Here is a 20,971-nt window from a genome sequence, read left to right as displayed (position 1 = left end):
TAAAATTATTTGAAGATAACAGCACTTTTGGTGCTGTTTTTTTTGTTTTATCATGAATTTAGATGCGTTTTTGAAAATATTTATGTATTTTCGGAAATTGAATTTAACAAATATTTAACAAAATTAATAAACTATGAATTATTTATTTTACTTGGTGCCACTATTTGGCGTCATAGCCTTAATTTACACCTTCATCCAAAGTTCTTGGGTGAGTAAACAAAACGCAGGAAATGCTAAAATGCAAGAGATCAGCGGTCATATCGCAGATGGAGCCATGGCGTTTCTGAAAGCAGAATACAAAGTGATGATGTACTTTGTAGTGATTGTTGCATTTTTATTAGGATTGATGGGTGCTGCTAGCGAAAACTCGCACTGGACTATCGGACTTTCATTTGTGTTCGGAGCAATCCTTTCTGCTTTGGCAGGATTTATCGGGATGAAAATCGCCACCAAATCCAATGTAAGAACGGCAGAAGCTGCAAAAACTTCTTTGGCAAAAGCTTTAAAAGTTTCCTTCACCGGAGGTTCCGTAATGGGAATGGGTGTTGCAGGATTAGCAGTTTTAGGATTAGGTGGACTTTATATTATTTTAAAACAAATTTTTGCGCCAGGAGCGGGAGTTGATTCCCATGAAATGGAACGTACTATTGAAATTCTAACTGGATTTTCTTTAGGAGCAGAATCCATTGCACTTTTCGCAAGAGTTGGAGGTGGAATTTATACCAAAGCAGCCGATGTGGGTGCTGATTTAGTTGGAAAAGTAGAAGCTGGGATTCCAGAAGATGATCCAAGAAATCCTGCAACCATTGCAGATAATGTGGGAGATAACGTAGGAGATGTTGCAGGAATGGGTGCCGATTTATTCGGTTCTTATGTGGCAACAGTTTTAGCTACTATGGTTTTAGGAAGAGAAACATTTTCGAATGATGCCTTCGGTGGTTATGCGCCAATTTTATTACCAATGTTGATTGCAGGAACAGGAATTATCTATTCCATGATCGGAACGTTATTCGTGAAGATCGCAGAAACTACGGAATTAGATACTGCGCCAGTTCAAAATGCATTGAACTTAGGAAACTGGGGAAGTATTGTTATTACAGCAATTTCTTCTTATTTCTTAGTCAATTATTTAATGCCAGAAACCATGAGTTTAAGAGGTCTTGAATTCACTAAAATGGGCGTTTTCGGTGCCATCATTGTTGGTTTAATTGTAGGAACTTTAATGAGTATCATCACAGAATATTATACCGCAATGGGTAAAAGACCTGTAAAAAGTATTGTGAGACAATCTTCTACAGGTCATGCTACTAATATTATTGGTGGACTTGCAGTGGGCATGGAATCTACATTGTTACCAATTTTAGTTTTAGCAGGTGGTATTTACGGATCGTATTTATGTGCAGGACTTTATGGTGTTGCCATTGCAGCTGCCGGAATGATGGCGACTACCGCAATGCAACTTGCCATTGATGCTTTCGGACCAATTGCAGATAATGCAGGGGGAATTGCAGAGATGAGCGAGCTACCAAAAGAAGTTAGAGAAAGAACAGATATTTTAGATGCTGTAGGAAACACTACTGCAGCTACAGGAAAAGGATTTGCAATTGCTTCTGCTGCTTTAACGGCATTGGCATTGTTTGCAGCTTTCGTAGGAATTGCCGGGATTGATGGTATTGATATTTACCGTGCAGATGTTCTTGCAGGATTATTTGTAGGTGGTATGATTCCATTTATATTTTCATCCTTAGCAATAAAAGCAGTTGGAGAAGCAGCCATGGCAATGGTAGAAGAAGTTAGACGTCAGTTCCGAGAAATTCCAGGTATTCTAGAAGGAAAAGCAACGCCAGAATACGAAAAATGTGTAGCCATTTCTACAGACGCTTCCATTAAAAAAATGATGCTACCCGGAGCAATCGCGTTGATTTCTCCATTATTGATGGGATTCATTTTCGGACCTGAAGTTTTAGGAGGATTTTTAGCAGGAGCTACAGTTTCTGGAGTTTTGATGGGAATGTTTCAAAACAATGCAGGTGGAGCTTGGGACAATGCGAAAAAATCTTTTGAAAGCGGAGTAGACATTAACGGACAAACCTATTACAAAGGTTCTGAGCCACATAAAGCTTCTGTAACTGGAGATACTGTAGGTGATCCATTTAAAGATACTTCTGGACCCTCTATGAATATTTTAATTAAATTAATGTCAATTGTTTCTTTGGTTATCGCACCAACATTAGCAGTATTGCACAAAGATAAAATTGAAAATAACAGAAAAGAAAAATTAGAGAATCTACAAAGAATGGCAGGAATTTCCGCGGGAACAATTTCTGAAAACGGAGTAGTAGCTGTAACCCCAATGACAGGTGGTAATGCTGCAGCTTTACCAGTAGCAGTGGGAAAAATTAATGATGAAGGTGATTTCGTTTATGAAACAGGTCAGATTCAAGAAGTAAAATTATCCAACAAGTCTATTCAGTTAGGAGAAAATAGCCAATTGTATTCTCTGTACAACGGAGTGAAATTAGAAGATCAAACCATTTTGAATAATGACAGATGGTACACCATCGAAAATTTATTTTTCCAAAGCGGAAGCAGCGATTTAAAAGCAGGTTCAGAAAATCAATTAATGAACTTAGCTGAAATTTTAAATGCTTACCCAACGATGAGAATTAAATTAGGTGGTTACACAGATAAAACCGGAAGTGAGGGAACCAATACATCGCTTTCTAACCTTCGTGCACAGACGGCCAGATTGCAATTAATGGAAATGGGGATTGCCGCAGATCGTATCGAAGCGGAAGGTTTCGGCTCGCAATTTCCAGTGTGTTTAGAAAATGACACGGAGGAGTGCAAAGCACAAAACAGAAGAATTGACGTACGAGTTTTAAGTTTCTAAAAGTTTAACTTATCATAAAAAAATCCCAACGAAAGTTGGGATTTTTTTATGATAAGTTGCAGAAAGGAGTTCGATATATTTCCCTGCAATACTTGAAGATTCTGATTTATTTAGCGGCAGTTTCTTTTTGCAATGATTCCGTCTGTAAAGTTTTTCCATTCAAACTTACTGGCGAAAACTGTACCCCCAAGTGACACCACTTCATTTCTTAATTTATCAAGAAGCGTAAGGTGATCCGTATTGGGAACTTCATTTCTGCCATGGACTTCACAAGAAATTTCACTCCCATCTCTCTTGATTAAAAGGCTGAGTGTAGCAATTTCTTTGTGAAAATGTGCAATCTTGCCATTTTTTTTCATAGGGTTTACACAAGGTCGAACACGTACGAAAACAATTTCGCTATCTTCATCTTCTTCTGTGTCAATGCATTCAATTTTCACCCAGTCAAAACTGCCCCCAATATAATTATGAAGCCCTGGAATTTTTATTCGAACGTGATTTCCAACTTCAGCTTTTTCTAAAAGCAGTTCACCATCATCATCACACAAAGCAAAATCTGCCTGCTCTTCTCCCATGAATAATTCCCAAGAATTAACATCAAAAAATCTTCTCTTTATACATTTAAAATGCACAATGGCTTCTGCTACGGTATTAAAGCTACTTGATGAAACAATATCACTACAACCACCTTCAGTCTGTTCTGGAATTTTAATATGCATATAATTATTTAAAAATTGAAAGTATAAAAATAAGGAAAATTATTTTGCCTTCATATTAATTTCGGACTTCGCTAACTTGGTAAGGTCTTTATCACAAGTTTTTTCCTCTTTTAAGGTTTCCAATAGCAATTTCATCACCTCTTTCTCTCCCAATAATTTCGCATAGGTTGCAAGGGTACCATAAGAAGCAATTTCATAATGTTCCACTTTTTGCGCAGCTGCTATAATTGCTGCATCTCTAACTGCTCCAGGTTCTGTTTCTTCCATGATAGAAACTGCTTCTTTTAAAAGTCCGTCCATGGCGTCGCATTTCTCCGCGGCGGGTTTCAATTTTAAAGCTTTGAAAGCAGCTTCTAATCTTTTGACTTGATTTTTGGTTTCATCCAAATGTCCTTGTACCGCATCTTTTAATTTTTTAGAGGTTGCATTTTTAGCCATTTTTGGTAAATTCTTAACCAATGCTTTTTCTGCCCAATATAAATCTTTTAATCCATCTACCATAAAATCTTTTAATTGATCAGCAGCATCAGCTTTTGGTGCAATTTTTCCGGTTGCTTTCTTGGTCTTTGCCATAATTTTAATTTTTAAAAATGTTGTATGTTTAAGGTAAAAATTTGATAATATATTATTAATAATACTTTAAAATAACTTTGCCTCTTAAGATAAGCAAAATATATTAATTTATAAAATATTTAATTTTCTCTTTCTTTTTTACAAAAAATATTCCAATTTCTTTTTTAAAATAGAAAAAACACAGATTATTTAAAATCTGTCTTTAGATAAATTGATTCGAATTTTTACTTTGCAAATTCTTCTACAATTCTTTTATTGAAGGCTGGCAAATCATTAGGATTTCTACTAGTCGTTAGATTACCGTCTGTTACTACCTCTTCATCTACCCAGTGGGCGCCCGCGTTTTTTAAATCTTTTGAAATGGAAGGATAGGAAGTCATTTTCTTACCATTTACCACTTCAGCCTCAATCAAAGTTTGCGGCCCGTGACAGATTGAAGCCACTGGCTTTCCTTCATCAAAGAAAGATTTAATAAATGCAACTGCCTTTTTATCACCTCTCAACATATCTGGATTCAGAACTCCTCCAGGTAAAAGTAAGGCATTGTAATCCTTAGAATTTGCATCTGCTACTGTTTTGTCAACAGGTATACTGTCACTCCATTCATGATCTTTTATGCTTCTGATTTTACCTGTTTTTAGGGAAATAATGTGAATTTCTGCACCGGCCTCTTTCAAGGCTTTCACGGGGCTATCTAATTCTGATTGTTCGTAACCATCTGCCGCAAGAACTGCGATTTTTCTATTTTTTAAATAACTCATAAATTTTTATTTGCGATTCTTGAACATAAATTATGCCTTCAAAGAATGAATTTTAAAGTTTAGATAAGATTTAAGAGTTTTTAACTTTCCTAGTATTTACCGCGGGAAGAAGGTGTTTAAAATTACTCTTCGATTTTTAAATTGGCATTATTGAGTCGCAAAGAATTTAAAATGACGGATACGGAACTGAAACTCATGGCTGCAGCTGCAATCATCGGGCTCATTAAAATTCCGAAAAATGGATAGAGTAAACCAGCCGCGACTGGGATTCCTAATGTATTATAAAGAAAAGCGAAAAAGAGATTTTCCTTAATGTTTCTCAGTAATTTTTCACTCAAGATTTTAGCTTTTGCCACCCCTAAGATATCACCTTTCAATAGAGTAATTTCGGCACTTTCGATAGCAACATCAGTTCCCGTTCCCATCGCAATTCCTACATTAGATTGTGCCAAAGCGGGTGCATCATTAATTCCATCTCCCGTCATGGCCACAATTTTTCCCTCGGCCTGCAACTTCTTAATTTCTGCCAATTTATCTTGAGGAAGGCAATTCGCAAAATATTTCTCGATTCCTAATTCCTGAGCCACCGCTTTTGCAGTTTGTTCATTATCGCCCGTCATCATAACTACTTCTACCTTATTTTTCTGTAAAAATTGGATGGCTTTTTTAGAACTCGCCTTAATGTTATCTGAGAATGCTAAAATTCCGAGCACGGTATTTCCTTTTGCGAGGTATGAAATAGTTTTGGCTCCGGAAAGATTTGAAGTCATTTTCTCGGCAAACGGAGCTGGAAATTCTATTTTAAATTGGTCCAACAGCGCTTTGTTTCCCAGCAATATCATTTCATTGTTGATCTGTCCAGAAATTCCTTTTCCCGAAATATTCTCGAATTGAAAAACTTTTTCAAAAGTTTCAAAATTTTCTTTTCCAAATCGATCTAATACTGCATTTGCTAAGGGATGTTCTGAATTCTGATTTAAAGAGGCAGCCAATTTTAGAATCTCCGCAGCGCTTGTATTTTCATCGGCAATAATTTCGTCTAATTTCGGTTTGCCTTCTGTTAAAGTTCCTGTTTTATCCGTAATGAGAACATTTACTTTATGCATTTGCTCTAAAGCTTCTGCATTTTTAATTAAAATTCCATTCTTGGCACCTTTTGCAATTCCAACGGTTAGAGACATCGGAGTTGCCAATCCCAATGCACAGGGACAAGCCACGATTAATACAGCTACTGCATTAACCAGTGCGTAAATCCAAGCGTTTTCTCCCCCGAAAATTGCCCACAAAATGAAAGTCAGAATGGAAATTGCAATGACCACTGGAACAAAGATTTTGGAAATTTTATCTGCTAATTTTTGAATGGGTGCTTTGCTTCGGCTTGCCTCATTTACCATTTTAATGATTTGTGAAAGCAACGTTTCATCTCCTACCTTTTCAGCCTTCATTAAAAAAGTTCCATTGCCGTTGATGGTGCCAGAAGTAACAAGCATGCCGACATTTTTTTCTACGGCAATGGGTTCACCCGTAATCATACTCTCATCCACGCTAGAGGTTCCCTCCGTAATTTTACCATCTACAGGTATTTTTTCTCCCGGTTTCACGCGCAAAATATTTCCCTTCATCACCGCTGATAAAGGAATTGTCATTTCCGTATTATCTGCAATTAAATGTGCTTCCACCGGTGAAAGATTCATTAATTCTTCAATGGCTTTGCCGGTTTTTTGATGTGCTCTGGCCTCTAGCATCTGACCCATAATGACCAAAGTTAAAATGACACAAACCGACTCGAAATACAAAGGTGTTTTTCCGCCATGCGCTATTTCATGCGGTAAAATTTCGGGGAAAAATAAAGCAACGATGCTAAAGAAAAAAGCTGCAAAAGATCCTAAGGCGATCAAGGAAAACATATTCAGATTCCACGTTTTAAAGGAAACCCAACCTCTCTTTAAAAGGAACCAGCCTGCATAAAATAGCACAGGAAGTGAAAGTACCAGCTCTAGAATTCCCTGTGTAAAATTGGAAAAAGGAAAATTGATCCACATTCCACCCATGGATAAAATGAAAACCGGAATGGTAAAAATCAGCGCAATTAAAAATTTTCTTTTTAAAAGTGCATAAGTTCCATCTTCTGGTTGGTCACCTCCTTTCTCAGGTATTTTCACCAAGTCCATTCCACAGACGGGACACCCTACATTTGAGTCATAAACTTTATCGCCTTCACAAAACATGGGACAATAATATTTTCCTGCATTTTCATCTGCAGTTGATAATGTTTGAATTGTAGTGGGTTCAGAGTTCATATTGTTGGCAAGCAATTGTTCATCAATTTCTTCCAAATGCATGTGACAAACGGGACAGCCGACATCTGCAGAATACGTTTTGTCGCTTTCGCAGAACATGGGACAATAATAATCTCCAATTTTATCGTCAAAGGATTCTGGTAAATGTGTCTTTGAAAAAGTCTGCGCTTTGTTTTTATAATCCTCTCTTTCCTCAATGGGAACCAAATACATATTGCAAGTAGGACATCTTTTTCCCTGCGTAAAATAAACTTTTTCGCCTTCACATTCCATTGGGCAATAGTAAACCGAGCTGGGTGAAACTCTTTCGGACGGAGGTGTATTTTTTTGAGACATTGTACAATTTATTTAGCACAAAAATCCAACTTTATTACTGAATGTTGTTATAAGAATGAGGATTTATATTATAAAATTATGCAGACAAATAGCTTAACTAAACCAAGTCAAGGGAAATCCGTTCGTTTAATTTTAGTTTTTTGAATAGTGTGGGTGTAAAACCCGTGCTATTTTTGAATTGTGCAGATAGATGCTGCACGCTTTTGTAGCCGAGCTTTTGAGAAATTTCCGTTAAAGAAAATTCGTTATATAGAAGTAATTCTTTTACTTTTTCTATTTTTTGTAAGATGAAATACTGTTCTAAAGTCACATTTTCATGAAGAGAAAAGTTTTTCGAGAGTAAACTGTAATCTTTTGATAATTGGGTACTGACGAATTTTGATAAAATAAAATCTTCCGAAATATCCAGTGTGTTAATTTCCAGAATAATTATCTTTTTTATTTCTTCGATCTGCCTTTTTGCTTGATCTTCCAATATTTGAAATCCCAGTTTTTGCAACGAATCATTAAGCGTTTCAATTTTATTTTGACTTAGATTGTTTTGGGTATGAACTGCACCTAATTCAATCCTTGAAATTTCAATATCTAGCTTTTGAAAAATATTTTCCACCGCGAAAATACACCGGTTGCAGACCATATTTTTAATGAATATCTCCATCTCGATCTCTCAGTCTGTCATTAATAAACTCAATTTGCGTTTTTCCATGTTCCGTAGGTTTTCCATCATGATCTACACCAACAAATACCAGTTTATCAATGGTAATAATAGTTTGTCGAGTCATCATATTTCTTACAATGCAAGTTAATGTGATGGAAGTGCGGCCAAAAGCGGTGGCTTCAATACCAATCTCAATGATATCACCTTGTTTTGCGGAACTCACGAAATTAATTTCAGAGATGTATTTGGTTACGCACCGCGGTGTTTCCAATTGAACAATGGCATAAAGCGCTGATTCTTCATCAATCCACTGGAGTAATTTGCCTCCAAATAATGTTTGGTTCGGGTTAAGATCTTCGGGTTTAATCCACTTTCGGGTATGGTAATTCATAATAATTTTGTTTATCGGGCGAAAACCAGTTTCTTTTCGGTAGACAATTTTTCATCGATCTGATAATTTTCCAGATTAAAGGCCTTCACCTCATTTAAAGATTTCACATTATTTTCTGCACAAAATCTCGCGACTAATCCCCTTGCATGTTTGGTGTAGACAACAATTTGCTTCAGTTTGCCTTCTCGATAATCATAAAATTCAAAATGGATGACGGGCGCTTTTATTTTATCTTCATTTATAACTTTAAAATATTCTTTACTTGCCAAATTAAGGACAAAGTCTTTGGATTTCAATTCTCTGTTCAATTGATCCGTGACTTTTTCTCCCCAAAAATCGTAAAGGTTTTTGTGGCCTTCAAATTTGAATTTTCTGCCCATTTCTAAGCGGTAGAGCATTATTTTATCGGAAGGTTTTAAAAGTCCGTACAATCCCGAAAGCATGCGGAAATTCTTCTGCAGAAATTTCACCGCTTTTTCATCTAAGGATTTAGCATCTAATCCGCGATAAACCTCACCAGAAAAAGCCATCAATGCCGGAGCAGATTCTTTTGCAGAGGGTTTTGGATTCCAGTTTTGGTTGCGTTCCCAATTTTCATCCGCGAGTTTGGTAGATATTTCCATCAAATCAATTAAATATTTGGGAGATTTATTCTTTAATGTTTTTTGAATATGAGCTGCCTCCTCGATGAAATGAGGTTGTGTTGATTTTAAAAATGAAGTAGAAGTCCCCACGTTCATAAGTTTAGCGGGAGAAGAAATTATTTTCATGTGTGAAATTTGTGAATTAAAATTTGAAAAGTTAAAAAATAGAATCCTAATTTGCGTCCACATCTGGATGGATCCCAATTAAAGATCGGGAGAGAATGGAGGGCGGATTATGATGCACACAAAATCTAAATTTCACCTTTACCCTGACGCAAAATTTCTGGTTCGCCGCTGGTTAAATCCACAATGGTTGAAGCGATATTATCTCCATAACCCGAGTCGATAACAAGGTCGACCAAATTGTCATATTTTTCCGCAATCAATTCTGGATCCGTTGAATATTCTATGACCTCATCCTCATCCTTTATGGAAGTGGAGGCGATGGGATGTCCCAATTTTTCCACAATCATCTGCGGAATAGAATGATCAGGTACGCGTATTCCGACTGTTTTATTTCCTTTGTAAGCCAAGGGTAAACTTTTATTCGCCTCTAAAATAAAGGTAAAAGGTCCGGGAATTTTACTCTTCAAAAATCTAAATACAGAGGTGTCGATGGCGCGCGTAAAATTAGAAAGGTGGCTTAAATCATTACAGATGATGGAGAATTGGGCTTTTTCCAGCTTTATTTTTTTAATCTGCGCGAGCTTTTCCATGGCGCGAATGTCAAAAATATTGCAACCCAGAGCGTATACGGTATCTGAAGGATAGATGATAATTCCACCATTCTGCAGCGTCTTAACTACTTCTGCGATTAGGTTTTCTTGAGGATTGTCGGGATAGATTTTAAGGATTTTTGCCATATACAAATTTAGGAAAAATTAGATAAATAAATATTTTACGAAGAATATTTGGAACTTTATGAAATTATTGTATATTTGCACCACAATAACGCGGGGTAGAGCAGTAGGTAGCTCGTCGGGCTCATAACCCGGAGGTCGCACGTTCGAGTCGTGTCTCCGCTACTAAGTAAAGAGAATCAAGAAATTGGTTCTCTTTTTTTGTGGGGTAGAGTGAGGAATGTTCTGCCAACAAATTCTAGCACAATTGATTTTTCAATCGCTCTATCAACATCGTGATGATTCGTCTATTCAGTTCTTTGCTGCTCTCTAAATAATTTTGGAATTCTTCTGTGGTGAACATTCCAAGCGTCATTCCGATGAAGGTGTTTTTTAAAACGAGGTCTTTCTGCAAACTTTGCTCAATGAAGAGTGATTTTTTATGAGAAGAAAGTGTATGATAATCAGACTTCATTCGCGCTGAGTAACTTTGGAATTGCAGCACAAAAAGATCATTCTGTAATTTAAGAATCGGTCGCAATGTTTGATTTTGAAATTGTTCAAGAGGGGAAGTTGTTTCCAAATTTTCTATATTTAAGTCGGGTCTTAAGGCTATTTTTTCGCTCATTGTTCTTGATGATTTAAGAGATATTTCTAAAGAGTTAATGATAATGTTATATTGATTTACCACAAAAGCGGTGCCTCATCTTCCGCGTCCCAATAGGTTCCAGATTCGTAATCACTGCTTAAAAACCGGTATATATTTTCCGCGGATTGGGCGGTAGTTAAAGTAGCATTTTTTAAATTGCTTTCGCAGATGGTTGTTTGTACCCAACCTGGATGAATAATTCCCACATTTAAAGTTCCGCTCAATCTATTGGTCAGGATTTTAGAATACATATTCAAGGCACTTTTGGACATTCGGTAGGCAATTGAATCTGAACTGGAACAATTATTCAAAGAGCCCATTTTAGAGGAGATATTGATGAGTTTTCCATTTTTTTTAATGAATTTTAGTAAAGGTTCTGTAAAGAAGACCGTCCCTTTTACATTAACTTCAAAAGTCTGGTCGTAGCTCATTTGATCAGGCACAGGTGAACCTAAGTCAGGACCAATTCCCGCATTGTTAATCAAAACATCGAGATGGTCAAATTTTTTAAAAATTATTTCATGCGCATTTTCTATACTTTTCGAATCAGTAAGATCCAAAGTCAGAGCGAAAAGCTGATCGGTAGGAAAGTCGGGCAGCATTCCAGAAGTACTGGTGCCAATCACAAAATAATTTTCTGCCATCATTTTTTCCGCCAAGGCTTTTCCGATTCCTTTGCTAGCTCCCGTGATCAAAGCTATTTTCTTGTCTTTATCCATATTTAATTTTCTCTTTTAATTATTTTTATTCAGCAAGTTTTAATCACCTTTGTAAGATAATAATTATTTGCTGCGTTCCTGATCACTATTTTCTATCATTCATTTTTTAAAAATTAAAAATTAAATTTGACTTAAATTTTTCATCCATGTGTTATTACGTTTCTAATCAACTTACCCGCAAAGAAATGAAAGACGCTTTTGGCGTTGCTTATGAAGGACCAGAATTTCAAGGTTCGGACTTTACGAATGGATTTTCCTTTCCAAAAACTCCAGTTATTTTAGATAACCGTCCCGATGAAGCCATTTTAGGAGATTGGGGATTAATTCCAACGTGGGCAAAAGACAGAAATTTGCAGAAAAGCACGCTAAATGCTAGAATTGATACCCTTCCAGAAAAGCCGAGTTTTAGAGATTCTATTTCCAGCAGATGCCTGGTTTTAGTAAAAGGTTTTTATGAATGGAAATGGCTAGACGGAAAAGGTAAAATGAAAGAAAAATATTACATTCAGCTTAATAATGGCGGACAACCATTTGCTTTGGGTGGCATTTATAATATTTGGAAAGATGAGGAAACGCAAGAAACCTTGACAAGCTTTTCCATTGTCACTTCTAACGCGAATGAATTGATGTCTGAAATTCACAATACAAAAGACAGAATGCCATTGGTTTTAGCTAAAGAAGCGGAAGAGGCTTGGCTTTCTGAGAGAGCTTTGGAGCATTTTGCCTTTCCGAATTACAACCCAGATTTAATAGCGGTTAATTTAGATGCAGGCAGTTTTCAGCCGACTTTGTTTTAAGGAGAAAGGAGAGAAGGGATGCACGATGTGGGATGATTGGTATTTCCACGGGCGAGGTTCACGATTAAAGATGCAAAATTTAAGAACTGTTATAATGATTGGAAAATCAAACTTCAAATAATGGTCTTAAAGATATTCAAGTTTAAAATATCTGTGAAACTGCAATTAACAGGGGAAATGCTCACTTTTTAATTGCACCAAATGTTTTTACATTAACAAGTATCTCGTGTTTTTTTTAAATTCCAAATTCTTAAATCCTGGGAAAACTTTCACGAAATAATGAGCTGAACTTTCCTGTTTTTAATTTCTATTTTTAGAGATTCTTTGCTTCGTATTCACTTTCATTTCCGAGACGATCTACGGATTTCACCGCAACCATGTTGAGCTTTTTACCGTTTCTGCTGAGTGGCAAAATTTTGGAATTTAGATTCTTTTCAATGATTTCCGTTTCCCAAGTTTCCCCATATTTGATGTATAAAATCCATTGAAAAACTTTTGCTGGTTCCGGTGAATTCCAGCGTAGGTTTGTCGAGATTGAGGTGCTTTCTGCGAAAAGTATTGGCTTACCGAGGGGTTGCGTTTTAATCCAAGGGGTGGTGGGAACCAACGCCTTTTTTTGATAAGAATTTTTTACTGCGTTGTACATCGTCGGATTTTTAGACAATCCATCTACGCTGTAATGAATGGTTCCCGCATTATCTTTTAAGATGTTTCGGGTCGTGTTAATTTGATTTACAATTTCGGTTGGTCGGTCTGTGACTTCACGCATTCCGATGGTATTTAAACCAGGCCAAAGATGCCTTTTCATCGTGTTTTCACCTTCCCACCAATTAAGAAGTGCCGGGAAACTTTGGGGACCTTCATTTTTCCAATAAAGTTGGGGCGAAAAATAATCCAGCCAACCTTGATTCAACCATAGTTTCGCATCTGCATATAATTCATCGTATTGAGAAGTTCCTTTAATGCCTTCCGGAAATCCAGGTTTCCAAATTCCGAACGGACTGATTCCGAACTTAACATTGCTTTTTTCGGTTTTAATTTCTTCGTGAATTCTTTTGATGAATTTATTCACATTTGCTCTTCTAAAATCAGCTCTGGTCAAATTTCCACCGCGTTTTAAATAATCATCCCAAGTTCTGTTGTCAGGGAAATCTTTTCCGCCATTGTATTCTTTGTAGGGATAAAAATAATCATCAATGTGAATCGCATCAATATCATATCTCTTTACCAAATCTCTAATGACCATTGCAGTATGATCTTGAGTTTTCTCGTCGGAGGGATCCATCCAATACATTCCATTCCGAAGTTTGATGATTTGTTCTGGCATTTTTTTGACTATGGATTCCGCTGTAATCGGTCCACCTGTAGTGTGATGAGCGCGGTAAGGATTGAGCCAAACGTGCAATTCCATTCCTCTTTCATGGGATTCTTTGATCCAAAATTCTAAGGGGTCATAAAATGGAGTAGGAGCTTTTCCGATAGCGCCAGTTAAAAAATAAGACCAAGGTTCCAAAACACTTCTATACATGGCATCTGCAGACGGACGCGCCTGAAAAATCACTGCATTAAAATTGGCTTCTTTTAGCAAGTCCAAAATTTTAATGGCTTCGTCTTTTTGTTGTTGAGTGGACAAGGAATTTTTTGAAGGCCAGTTGATATTCGCGACCGTTGCAATCCATGCAGCGCGAAATTCTCTATTAACTTCCGGCAGAGCTAATTTTGCGACAGGTTTTTCCGTTTCCGTTTTTGGAGTGGTAACTGGTTTTGTGGTGGTCGATTTTTTAATGCTTTTCGCGACGGGCTTTTTAGTAGCACAAGAGGCGACGAATAATAAGAAAAGAAATAGGGCAGAAATTGCTTTAGCAAAAGTAAAATTCATAAAACGTTTTTGTGGGGAGAAGTACATGATGAAGTGGCAAATATATTAAAAGCAATATAAAAATGGTGAGCGATTTAGGCAAAAAAAAATCTTTCTAAAATTTTAATTTTTAAATATTTTTGAAATTTCCTGAAGTCGGTTTAAAACTATTTTAGTCGCGAAATACTAACAAATCCTTCGATTCCTTCTTCAGTTCGAATATGGTACCAATTAGAATCAGCAGCCAATACTTGGATTGAAATTTGGTTCGCTTGCGTTTTCACAATCATAAATTCATCTCCCGGACCTTTTCTAATATTGGAGGCCGCTTTCAAAAACTTAAATGCTGAAATCTTTGCTGAAGTGTGTTTTGGAATTTCCCGTATTCTCACAAAAGGCAAAGCATCTACAGCGCCACCGGTCATATAAATTCCAAAATGTAAATGGGTCGCGCCACCTTTTGCATTTCCTGTATTTCCCACCGTTCCTAGGGTATCACCGATTTTCACACTTCCGCCACTTTCTACCATCACACTATCCAAATGAGCGTAATACAAAGATTGTCCAAGATTTTGATTGCGCAACCAAACTTGTTTTCCACCTAAACCTTGGTTTCCAGTTTTCGTGATATAGCCATCTGCTGCAGCCACAACGGGAGTTCCGCGTGATGCAAAAATATCCAAACCTTCATGGGTTCTTGCGCCGCCATCTCGGCTTGCTCCCCAAAAACTTTGGACGTCTTTATTCCCTTTCCCGGCAACCGGAAAATATAAGGAAGGCTGCGTGTAAATCTTTAAGGCTAAAGACTTTTGCACTTCTATTTCAGGCTGAATCACAATTTTATATTGTCCTCCTTCTTCCACGAAATGCGTCCATTTTCCATTTTCAATGAGTTGGTGATCAGAGGTTTCCACTTTTGCTGAATCTTTGAAAATATCGATAAAAATTTTGGAGCTAGCAATTTCAGAAGTCGCATCAATGGTAAGAAGATCTCCTTTCTTCAGGTTGATCAAATAACCTAAGGCCTTTCGGGTTTGTGATAAATTAGTGACTGTAAAAATTTGGACATCTTTAATCTCCAATTGGTTTAAAACTGCTTGATCAAAATCTTTTTTCCAGGCAGTCATCAAACTGTCGCTACTTTTAAATTGGCGTTCATACTTTGCGCGTGCAGAAGTTTCAAAAAGGGATATAACTGTGTTTTTTAGGCCATCGCAGGACAACATCATTAAACTGATAATAGAAAGGATGAATGCAGCTTTAATTTTAGACATGCCGTGTTCTATTCAAAAATTTAGCCATATATACTGATTCTACTTGCAATGAAAAAGGGTTCAATGTTAAAATTCATCCTTAAATTAAAACACTAGGAAAAATTACTTTCATAAAATTATCTCAGTGTAAAATCGTCATTAATATTTTTTTTATATTTGATAAGAGGAATGACTGCATTTAGAAACCGAATTCGTACTGCAGAAAATTTTATAAGAAAAGAAATAACAATTTTCAAAAAGATTAAACAGAAGTCTTTTAAAATTAAAAAAAAGAATAAAAATATAACCCATTAAAAAAAACTTATGAAAACATTTTTCACCCTCTTATTCACGATGATGCTCATGTACTCAGCGAATGCTCAAAATAAAAAAGAAACACTTAAATGGTTAAACAAACACCAAAAATATATTACAATCGTTAATCCAAGCGGATACAGTAGTGAGAATTTTAAATTGGAAATGACCGAAGATTATATCAAAGCGCAAACTAAGATGCACGGGCAAAAACATGAAACTATAATGTACTGGTCGCAAATAAAAAATATCATGTTGGGTTTAATTAAAGAGGAGAACGGCTACGTCTCCCTAAATGCAGAAGATAATGGAAACCGTGCACCCTCAATAACCTTATATTTATCTGATTACAGCACGGAAATGAGAGATAAATTGACTCTCATGGCAAATATGAGTGGTACAGATGTCACGTTGCAAAAATTAGATATGAGAGGCAAATCATTATTTTCAAACTAAGAAATTATTGCACTTTGCTTAAAACTCAAATTTTTTGAATCAGAGAAAATAGATAGTAAATATTTTTGCCCGACTTTAAACACAAAAAAGCCCCAATAAAAATTGGGGCTTTTGCTTTTATGTAGAAAAGGAATTATCCTTTTGCACCTCTTTCGATACGTTTTCTTTCGTTTTCTGAAAGGACTTTTTTACGCATTCTGATGAAGTTTGGCGTTACTTCAATCGCTTCGTCACCTTGGATGTACTCCATACATTCCTCCAGAGAGAAAAGGATTTTCGGCGCAATACTTCCGTCTTTATCTTTTCCAGAAGCACGCATATTGTTCAGCTGTTTCGCTTCTACAATATTGACCACCATATCTCCAGGTTTGTTTTGTTCCCCAATGATCATACCTTCGTAAATTTCTTCACCCGGATCAACGAAAAACTTACCTCTATCTTGTAATTTCGCGATAGAATATTCGGTAGCAGGACCTTGAGTTTTACTGATCAACACTCCAACTAATCTTCCTGGAATAGCACCTTTGTAAGGTTTGTACTCGCTGAAACGGTGTGCCATAATTGCTTCACCTGCAGTTGCGGTTAACATTTGAGAACGCAATCCGATTAATCCTCTTGAAGGAATTTCGAATTCCATGTGCTGCATTTCCCCTTTAGTTTCCATAATGTGAAGATCACCTTTTCTCTGTGTTGCCAAATCGATTACTTTAGAAGCAAACTCTTCAGGAACATCAACAACCATAGATTCATACGGCTCACATTTTACGCCATCAATTTCTTTCAAAATAACTTGTGGCTGACCAATCGTCATCTCATAACCTTCACGTCTCATGGTTTCAATTAAAACCGAAAGGTGAAGTATACCTCTACCGAAAACCAAGAACGTATTCGCGTCTTCTGTAGGCTCTACTTTTAGGGCTAAATTTTTCTCTAACTCTTTCATCAACCTTTCTTTCAGGTGATTAGAAGTTACATATTTACCATCTTTTCCGAAGAAAGGAGAGTTGTTAATAGAGAACGTCATGTTCAAAGTAGGCTCATCAATTGACGTTCTTGGCAATGGATCTGGATTTTCTAAATCAACGAATGAATCACCGATCTGGAATTTTTCAAATCCAACAATTGCACAAATGTCTCCTGCTTTAACTTCTTGAACTTTCTTTTTTCCAAGACCTTCAAAAACGTATAATTCTTTTACTTTTCCTTTTACAATTTTTCCGTCTTCCTGAGCTAAACCAATCCATTCTGATTCTTTTACAGAACCTTGATTAATTTTCCCAATAGCAATTCTTCCTAAGAAAGAAGAGAAATCCAAAGAGGTAATTTGCATTCTAAGGGGTCCTTCTTTCGCTTCTGGAGCTGGAACGTGCTCAAGAATACCATCTAATAGCGGGAAAATATTATCTGTTTCTTCTAAAGATGTATTGAACCAACCTTGTTTAGATGATCCGTAGAACGTAGGGAAATCCAATTGTTCTTCCGTAGCATTTAAGTTAAAGAATAAATCAAAAACTTTGTCATGAACTTCATCTGGACGACAGTTTGGCTTATCAACTTTATTGATTACTACAACGGGTCTTAATCCTAATTCCAAAGCTTTTTGAAGTACGAAACGCGTTTGCGGCATTGGTCCTTCAAAAGCATCTACAAGAAGTAAAACTCCATCTGCCATTTTCAATACTCGCTCTACTTCACCACCGAAATCGGCGTGACCAGGAGTATCAATCACATTAATTTTAAAGTCTTTGTAGGCTACCGAAATATTTTTTGATAAAATGGTAATTCCTCGCTCACGCTCCAAATCGTTGTTATCCATAATAAGATCTCCAGATTCCTGGTTATCCCGGAAAACACTGGTGGCGTGAATGATTTTGTCAACCAAAGTTGTTTTACCGTGGTCAACGTGCGCAATGATTGCGATATTTCTAATGTTTTGCATAATCGTTTTTTGACGGTGCAAAAGTAAGCTTTTTTAGTGAAAAATGATAGTATGTATCACAATTTAATAAAATTTTATGCTAAAAATTACAGAAACTTGAATGAATGGGAAATATTTGCGTCTCAGATTGCTTCTAGAAAACAAATTTTTGGGTAATCTTAATTAGAATCAAAGAGTTATCCTCTTGAAAACCGTAATAAATGAGAATTGAGGATTAAAGATTCAACAGGAAATAAACATTTGAACTTTACTACAAGTTTAAACGAATTCACAAAAAAAGCGACTTTGAAAAAAGTCGCTGAAAAATTTACCAATATGGAAATTTAAATTAGGAATTTAAATGCGCGTATAAATCATCTTTTAAGTGAACTCGTTTTTTGCGCAGATCAGTTAAATGATCGTCGGTGGTGTGGTTTTGTTCTCCTTCTTCATAATGCTGAATAAGCGCATTCACTTCTTCATAGTTCACATACATTTTTTTGAAGGCTTCATCATTCAATTTCAAATCATTGATTTTAGTCGCTAACTCTGGGAACTCGTTGGTGAGATTGTGATTTTCCATGACGTTGATTTTTTGTTTTTATTAATAAAATAAAGCTACGTAAAATTTACTTTCAGGTCAATATGAAAATTGTCAGGTTCCTCTTTTTCAGAAGGTAGAGCACCAAGCGATTGTTAATTTTTTTGATTTTCTTCCGCATGTAACGATAACATTCTTAATGAATATTTTTTTTAGAGGTAAAAAAATGGTCAACAGTAAACCTATTGACCATTTTTATTCATTATTTGTTGAGTTTAATATGAATCTCGCCTTTTTTCTTGTCTTCAAATCCTTTTTTGTAAACGTTCACGGATTCAATTTTATTCGGATCTACTTTTTGCATTTCTTCTTTGGTAGCAAGTTTTCCCTAAATAAAGATCTCTGGCTCTTCATCCATTTTTGCCGATGAAATTTTAGCATCTTCTTGTGCTACTTGCGAATCTTTCGCGGCGATTTCTGCGTCTTTAATTCGTAATTTAAACTCCGCAGAATTCATTAATTTTTCTGCTTCTGTTGCTTTCTTTTCCGCGTTTGCAATCTGTTTTTTGAATTTTGGAGAATTGACTAATTTTTCTGCTTCAGCAGCTTGCTCCTCAGATTTTAATATTTGATTTTTAAAATCTTCAGAATTATAAAAAGCATCAACTTTTACGTAAAGTTGATCGATTTCACCATACTTTTGATTGAGTGATTTTTCTAGATTTTTAAAGTCTTCCTTGTTGTAGATTGCATCGATTCTTGCGCTAAGAGCAATAATTTCCGAATCCAATTTTTTAAACTTCGGACTATCAAAGTCGTTTTTAGCAGATAACTTCCGCAGTGCTTCACTTTTCAATTGCAGATCACCTGTGATTTTTCTTGCTTCCCCATCGTTAGCGTTAAAACGTTCTTGCAAAGGTTGAATTTCCTTTTGCTTTTCTGCTATTTGAGTTTGGACAGCTTCCAATGAATTATTGTTCATTGTATTTTGTTCTTTTTTATTAGGAGAAATGGTATCTGATTTTGCAGCAGCAATGAATTGTTCCACTTCTAGATTGGTGTTTTTAATTTCTTTGTTTTTCGCGTTCACCAGATACATAAAAGCGAGAATAAATAATAAAGGCAACGCCAATATTCGTCGCGCATAACTGAATTTTGTTTTTGATTTTTTAAGCATTGTTAATCTTTTTTTGAGGTTAGAACTAAGGAACGGACTCGTTGTAGGTAACTGTTTTCCGGAAAAGTGACTTGCCAAAAGCATCTGCGCAAATGCTTTCGTGTCCGAGTTTTTAAGGGCTTTTTTATCAGCCAAATATTCGTGTATTAAATGAATTTCTTTTTTGATCAAGTAAAAGAAAGGATTAAACCAAAATAGGGAAGTGGCGAGTTCCAGAAAAATTTTGTCCAAAGAATGTTTCTGTTCAATGTGAACCATTTCATGTTTTAAAATTTGTTGGCCTAATTCCGACTCGACTGCAATGGAATTCTTCCAGAATAAATTTTTGAAATAGGAAAAAGGAGCTTCGTCTAAATTAGTCTGATAGAAGCTGATTCCAACTAGATTTTCTTTTTTAAAGGTCTTTTTTAACCGTTCTATTTTTAGCAAGCAGAAAATTAATTTCACGAGATAAAAGACAGAAACCACTCCAAAAACGATAGTAATAATTTGAATATAAAGGAGCTCATTTGAACTGTTTTTTGAAGAATTTATCTGAGGTAATTTGCTTAGCAACAAGTAGAAATTTTGGTTCACTTCTAATGTAAAATATCTTATTTTGAGCAGAGGCAAAAATATACTCAAGACTAAAATAGAAAGCAAATAAAACCGGTTGTAGTGATGAAAAGTTTTGTCCTTTAAAAATAATCGGTAGTACAAAAAAAGGACAGCCGAGCTTAAAATCACTTTGCCAAAGTAGAGTAGTGTTTCCATTAGTCTTTGTTTTTAAGTTCGTTCAGAAGCATTTCCAGATCTGCAACACTGATTTCATTTTTCTCCACTAAGAAAGAAACCGCGTTGGTATAAGATCCTTCAAAATAATTTGTCACCAAACTTTTCATGGATTTCCCGGTGTATTTCTCTTTAGAAATAAGGGGGAAATATTCATGTTGTCTCCCAAAAACTTCGTAATCCACAAAATCTTTATCTTTTAAAACTTTAAGAATGGTAGAAACGGTATTCGTGTGTGGTTTTGGATCCGGAAATTGTTCCAGAACGTCTTTCAGGAAAGCTTTTTTAAGTTCCCAAAGATATTGCATGACCTGTTCTTCGGCTTTTGTTAATTGAGAAATCTGCATATCACTAATTGTTTAGTGATACAAATGTAGAATAATAATTTTAATGTACAACTATT

19 protein-coding genes and 1 tRNA gene are annotated in these 20,971 nt (G+C 36.0%); 4 read left to right on the top strand and 16 right to left on the bottom strand.

What is annotated here, in order from left to right; translation table 11 throughout:
* Positions 1-133 precede the first annotated feature (133 nt).
* A complete protein-coding gene (locus RCH13_RS02075; RefSeq protein WP_326985546.1) occupies positions 134-2,893 on the top strand; it encodes a sodium-translocating pyrophosphatase in 2,760 nt (919 codons plus the stop codon).
* Positions 2,894-3,003: 110 nt separating this feature from the next.
* Here RCH13_RS02075 and RCH13_RS02070 read toward each other — a convergent pair whose 3' ends face one another.
* The 8 genes from RCH13_RS02070 to RCH13_RS02035 form a co-directional block, all read right to left on the bottom strand.
* The gene (locus RCH13_RS02070) at positions 3,004-3,612 is read right to left on the bottom strand and encodes a hypothetical protein (RefSeq protein WP_326985545.1); all 609 of its coding nucleotides are present in this window, start codon (positions 3,610-3,612) and stop codon (positions 3,004-3,006) included.
* Between the two features lie 39 nt (positions 3,613-3,651).
* A complete protein-coding gene (locus tag RCH13_RS02065) occupies positions 3,652-4,185 on the bottom strand; it encodes a ferritin-like domain-containing protein (RefSeq protein ID WP_326985544.1) in 534 nt (177 codons plus the stop codon).
* Between the two features lie 224 nt (positions 4,186-4,409).
* Entirely contained in the window at positions 4,410-4,946 is a 537-nt protein-coding gene (locus tag RCH13_RS02060; protein WP_326985543.1) for a type 1 glutamine amidotransferase domain-containing protein, read from the bottom strand.
* Positions 4,947-5,068: 122 nt separating this feature from the next.
* On the bottom strand, positions 5,069-7,582 hold the full coding sequence (locus RCH13_RS02055) for a copper-transporting P-type ATPase (protein ID WP_326985542.1): 2,514 nt from the start codon (positions 7,580-7,582) through the stop codon (positions 5,069-5,071).
* A 97-nt stretch (positions 7,583-7,679) separates the two neighbouring features.
* On the bottom strand, positions 7,680-8,219 hold the full coding sequence (locus RCH13_RS02050; RefSeq protein ID WP_326985541.1) for a helix-turn-helix domain-containing protein: 540 nt from the start codon (positions 8,217-8,219) through the stop codon (positions 7,680-7,682).
* Positions 8,220-8,223: 4 nt separating this feature from the next.
* Positions 8,224-8,631 (bottom strand): acyl-CoA thioesterase, encoded by a 408-nt coding sequence (locus tag RCH13_RS02045; RefSeq protein ID WP_326985540.1) that lies wholly within the window; start codon positions 8,629-8,631, stop codon positions 8,224-8,226.
* An 11-nt stretch (positions 8,632-8,642) separates the two neighbouring features.
* Positions 8,643-9,401, bottom strand: a complete 759-nt coding sequence (gene yaaA, locus RCH13_RS02040) for a peroxide stress protein YaaA (RefSeq protein ID WP_326985539.1) — start codon at positions 9,399-9,401, stop codon at positions 8,643-8,645.
* A gap of 125 nt (positions 9,402-9,526) precedes the next feature.
* Complete coding sequence (locus RCH13_RS02035; RefSeq protein ID WP_326985538.1) at positions 9,527-10,138, bottom strand: L-threonylcarbamoyladenylate synthase; 612 nt, start codon at positions 10,136-10,138, stop codon at positions 9,527-9,529.
* A gap of 89 nt (positions 10,139-10,227) precedes the next feature.
* Between RCH13_RS02035 and RCH13_RS02030 the strand changes: the two genes are divergently transcribed.
* Positions 10,228-10,300: transfer RNA gene (locus RCH13_RS02030), tRNA-Met, on the top strand.
* Between the two features lie 73 nt (positions 10,301-10,373).
* Here RCH13_RS02030 and RCH13_RS02025 read toward each other — a convergent pair.
* Positions 10,374-10,742: a glyoxalase gene (locus RCH13_RS02025; protein WP_326985537.1), complete on the bottom strand. Its 369-nt coding sequence runs from the start codon at positions 10,740-10,742 to the stop codon at positions 10,374-10,376.
* 56 nt (positions 10,743-10,798) lie between these two features.
* On the bottom strand, positions 10,799-11,482 hold the full coding sequence (locus RCH13_RS02020; RefSeq protein ID WP_326985536.1) for an SDR family NAD(P)-dependent oxidoreductase: 684 nt from the start codon (positions 11,480-11,482) through the stop codon (positions 10,799-10,801).
* A gap of 146 nt (positions 11,483-11,628) precedes the next feature.
* On the opposite strand from RCH13_RS02020, the gene RCH13_RS02015 reads away from it, so the two are divergent.
* Positions 11,629-12,279, top strand: coding sequence for an SOS response-associated peptidase (locus tag RCH13_RS02015; protein ID WP_326985535.1), 651 nt, complete (start codon positions 11,629-11,631; stop codon positions 12,277-12,279).
* A gap of 313 nt (positions 12,280-12,592) precedes the next feature.
* Here the strand turns inward: RCH13_RS02015 and RCH13_RS02010 are convergent, their stop codons facing one another.
* The gene (locus RCH13_RS02010; protein ID WP_326985534.1) at positions 12,593-14,158 is read right to left on the bottom strand and encodes a glycoside hydrolase family 10 protein; all 1,566 of its coding nucleotides are present in this window, start codon (positions 14,156-14,158) and stop codon (positions 12,593-12,595) included.
* A 146-nt stretch (positions 14,159-14,304) separates the two neighbouring features.
* Entirely contained in the window at positions 14,305-15,411 is a 1,107-nt protein-coding gene (locus RCH13_RS02005) for a M23 family metallopeptidase (RefSeq protein ID WP_326985533.1), read from the bottom strand.
* Positions 15,412-15,714: 303 nt separating this feature from the next.
* Between RCH13_RS02005 and RCH13_RS02000 the strand changes: the two genes are divergently transcribed.
* On the top strand, positions 15,715-16,161 hold the full coding sequence (locus tag RCH13_RS02000; protein WP_326985532.1) for a hypothetical protein: 447 nt from the start codon (positions 15,715-15,717) through the stop codon (positions 16,159-16,161).
* Positions 16,162-16,294: 133 nt separating this feature from the next.
* On the opposite strand, the gene typA is transcribed toward RCH13_RS02000, so the two are convergent.
* The 4 genes from typA to RCH13_RS01980 all read right to left on the bottom strand — a co-directional run bounded on the left by typA (position 16,295) and on the right by RCH13_RS01980 (position 20,915).
* Positions 16,295-18,100 (bottom strand): translational GTPase TypA, encoded by a 1,806-nt coding sequence (gene typA, locus RCH13_RS01995; RefSeq protein WP_326985531.1) that lies wholly within the window; start codon positions 18,098-18,100, stop codon positions 16,295-16,297.
* Between the two features lie 328 nt (positions 18,101-18,428).
* Positions 18,429-18,662 (bottom strand): YdcH family protein, encoded by a 234-nt coding sequence (locus RCH13_RS01990; RefSeq protein ID WP_326985530.1) that lies wholly within the window; start codon positions 18,660-18,662, stop codon positions 18,429-18,431.
* Between the two features lie 346 nt (positions 18,663-19,008).
* Positions 19,009-20,550: a M56 family metallopeptidase gene (locus RCH13_RS01985; RefSeq protein WP_326985529.1), complete on the bottom strand. Its 1,542-nt coding sequence runs from the start codon at positions 20,548-20,550 to the stop codon at positions 19,009-19,011.
* Positions 20,550-20,915 (bottom strand): BlaI/MecI/CopY family transcriptional regulator, encoded by a 366-nt coding sequence (locus tag RCH13_RS01980; RefSeq protein ID WP_326985528.1) that lies wholly within the window; start codon positions 20,913-20,915, stop codon positions 20,550-20,552. Before RCH13_RS01980 ends, RCH13_RS01985 begins: the two co-directional genes overlap by 1 nt.
* Positions 20,916-20,971: the final 56 nt, after the last annotated feature.

Origin of the sequence: Chryseobacterium sp. MP_3.2 (assembly GCF_035984805.1) — a bacterium.
In the GTDB taxonomy this organism is placed as follows: domain Bacteria; phylum Bacteroidota; class Bacteroidia; order Flavobacteriales; family Weeksellaceae; genus Kaistella.
Note: the sequence above shows the minus strand (reverse complement) of the source record. Positions and strands in the feature narration are given on the sequence as shown.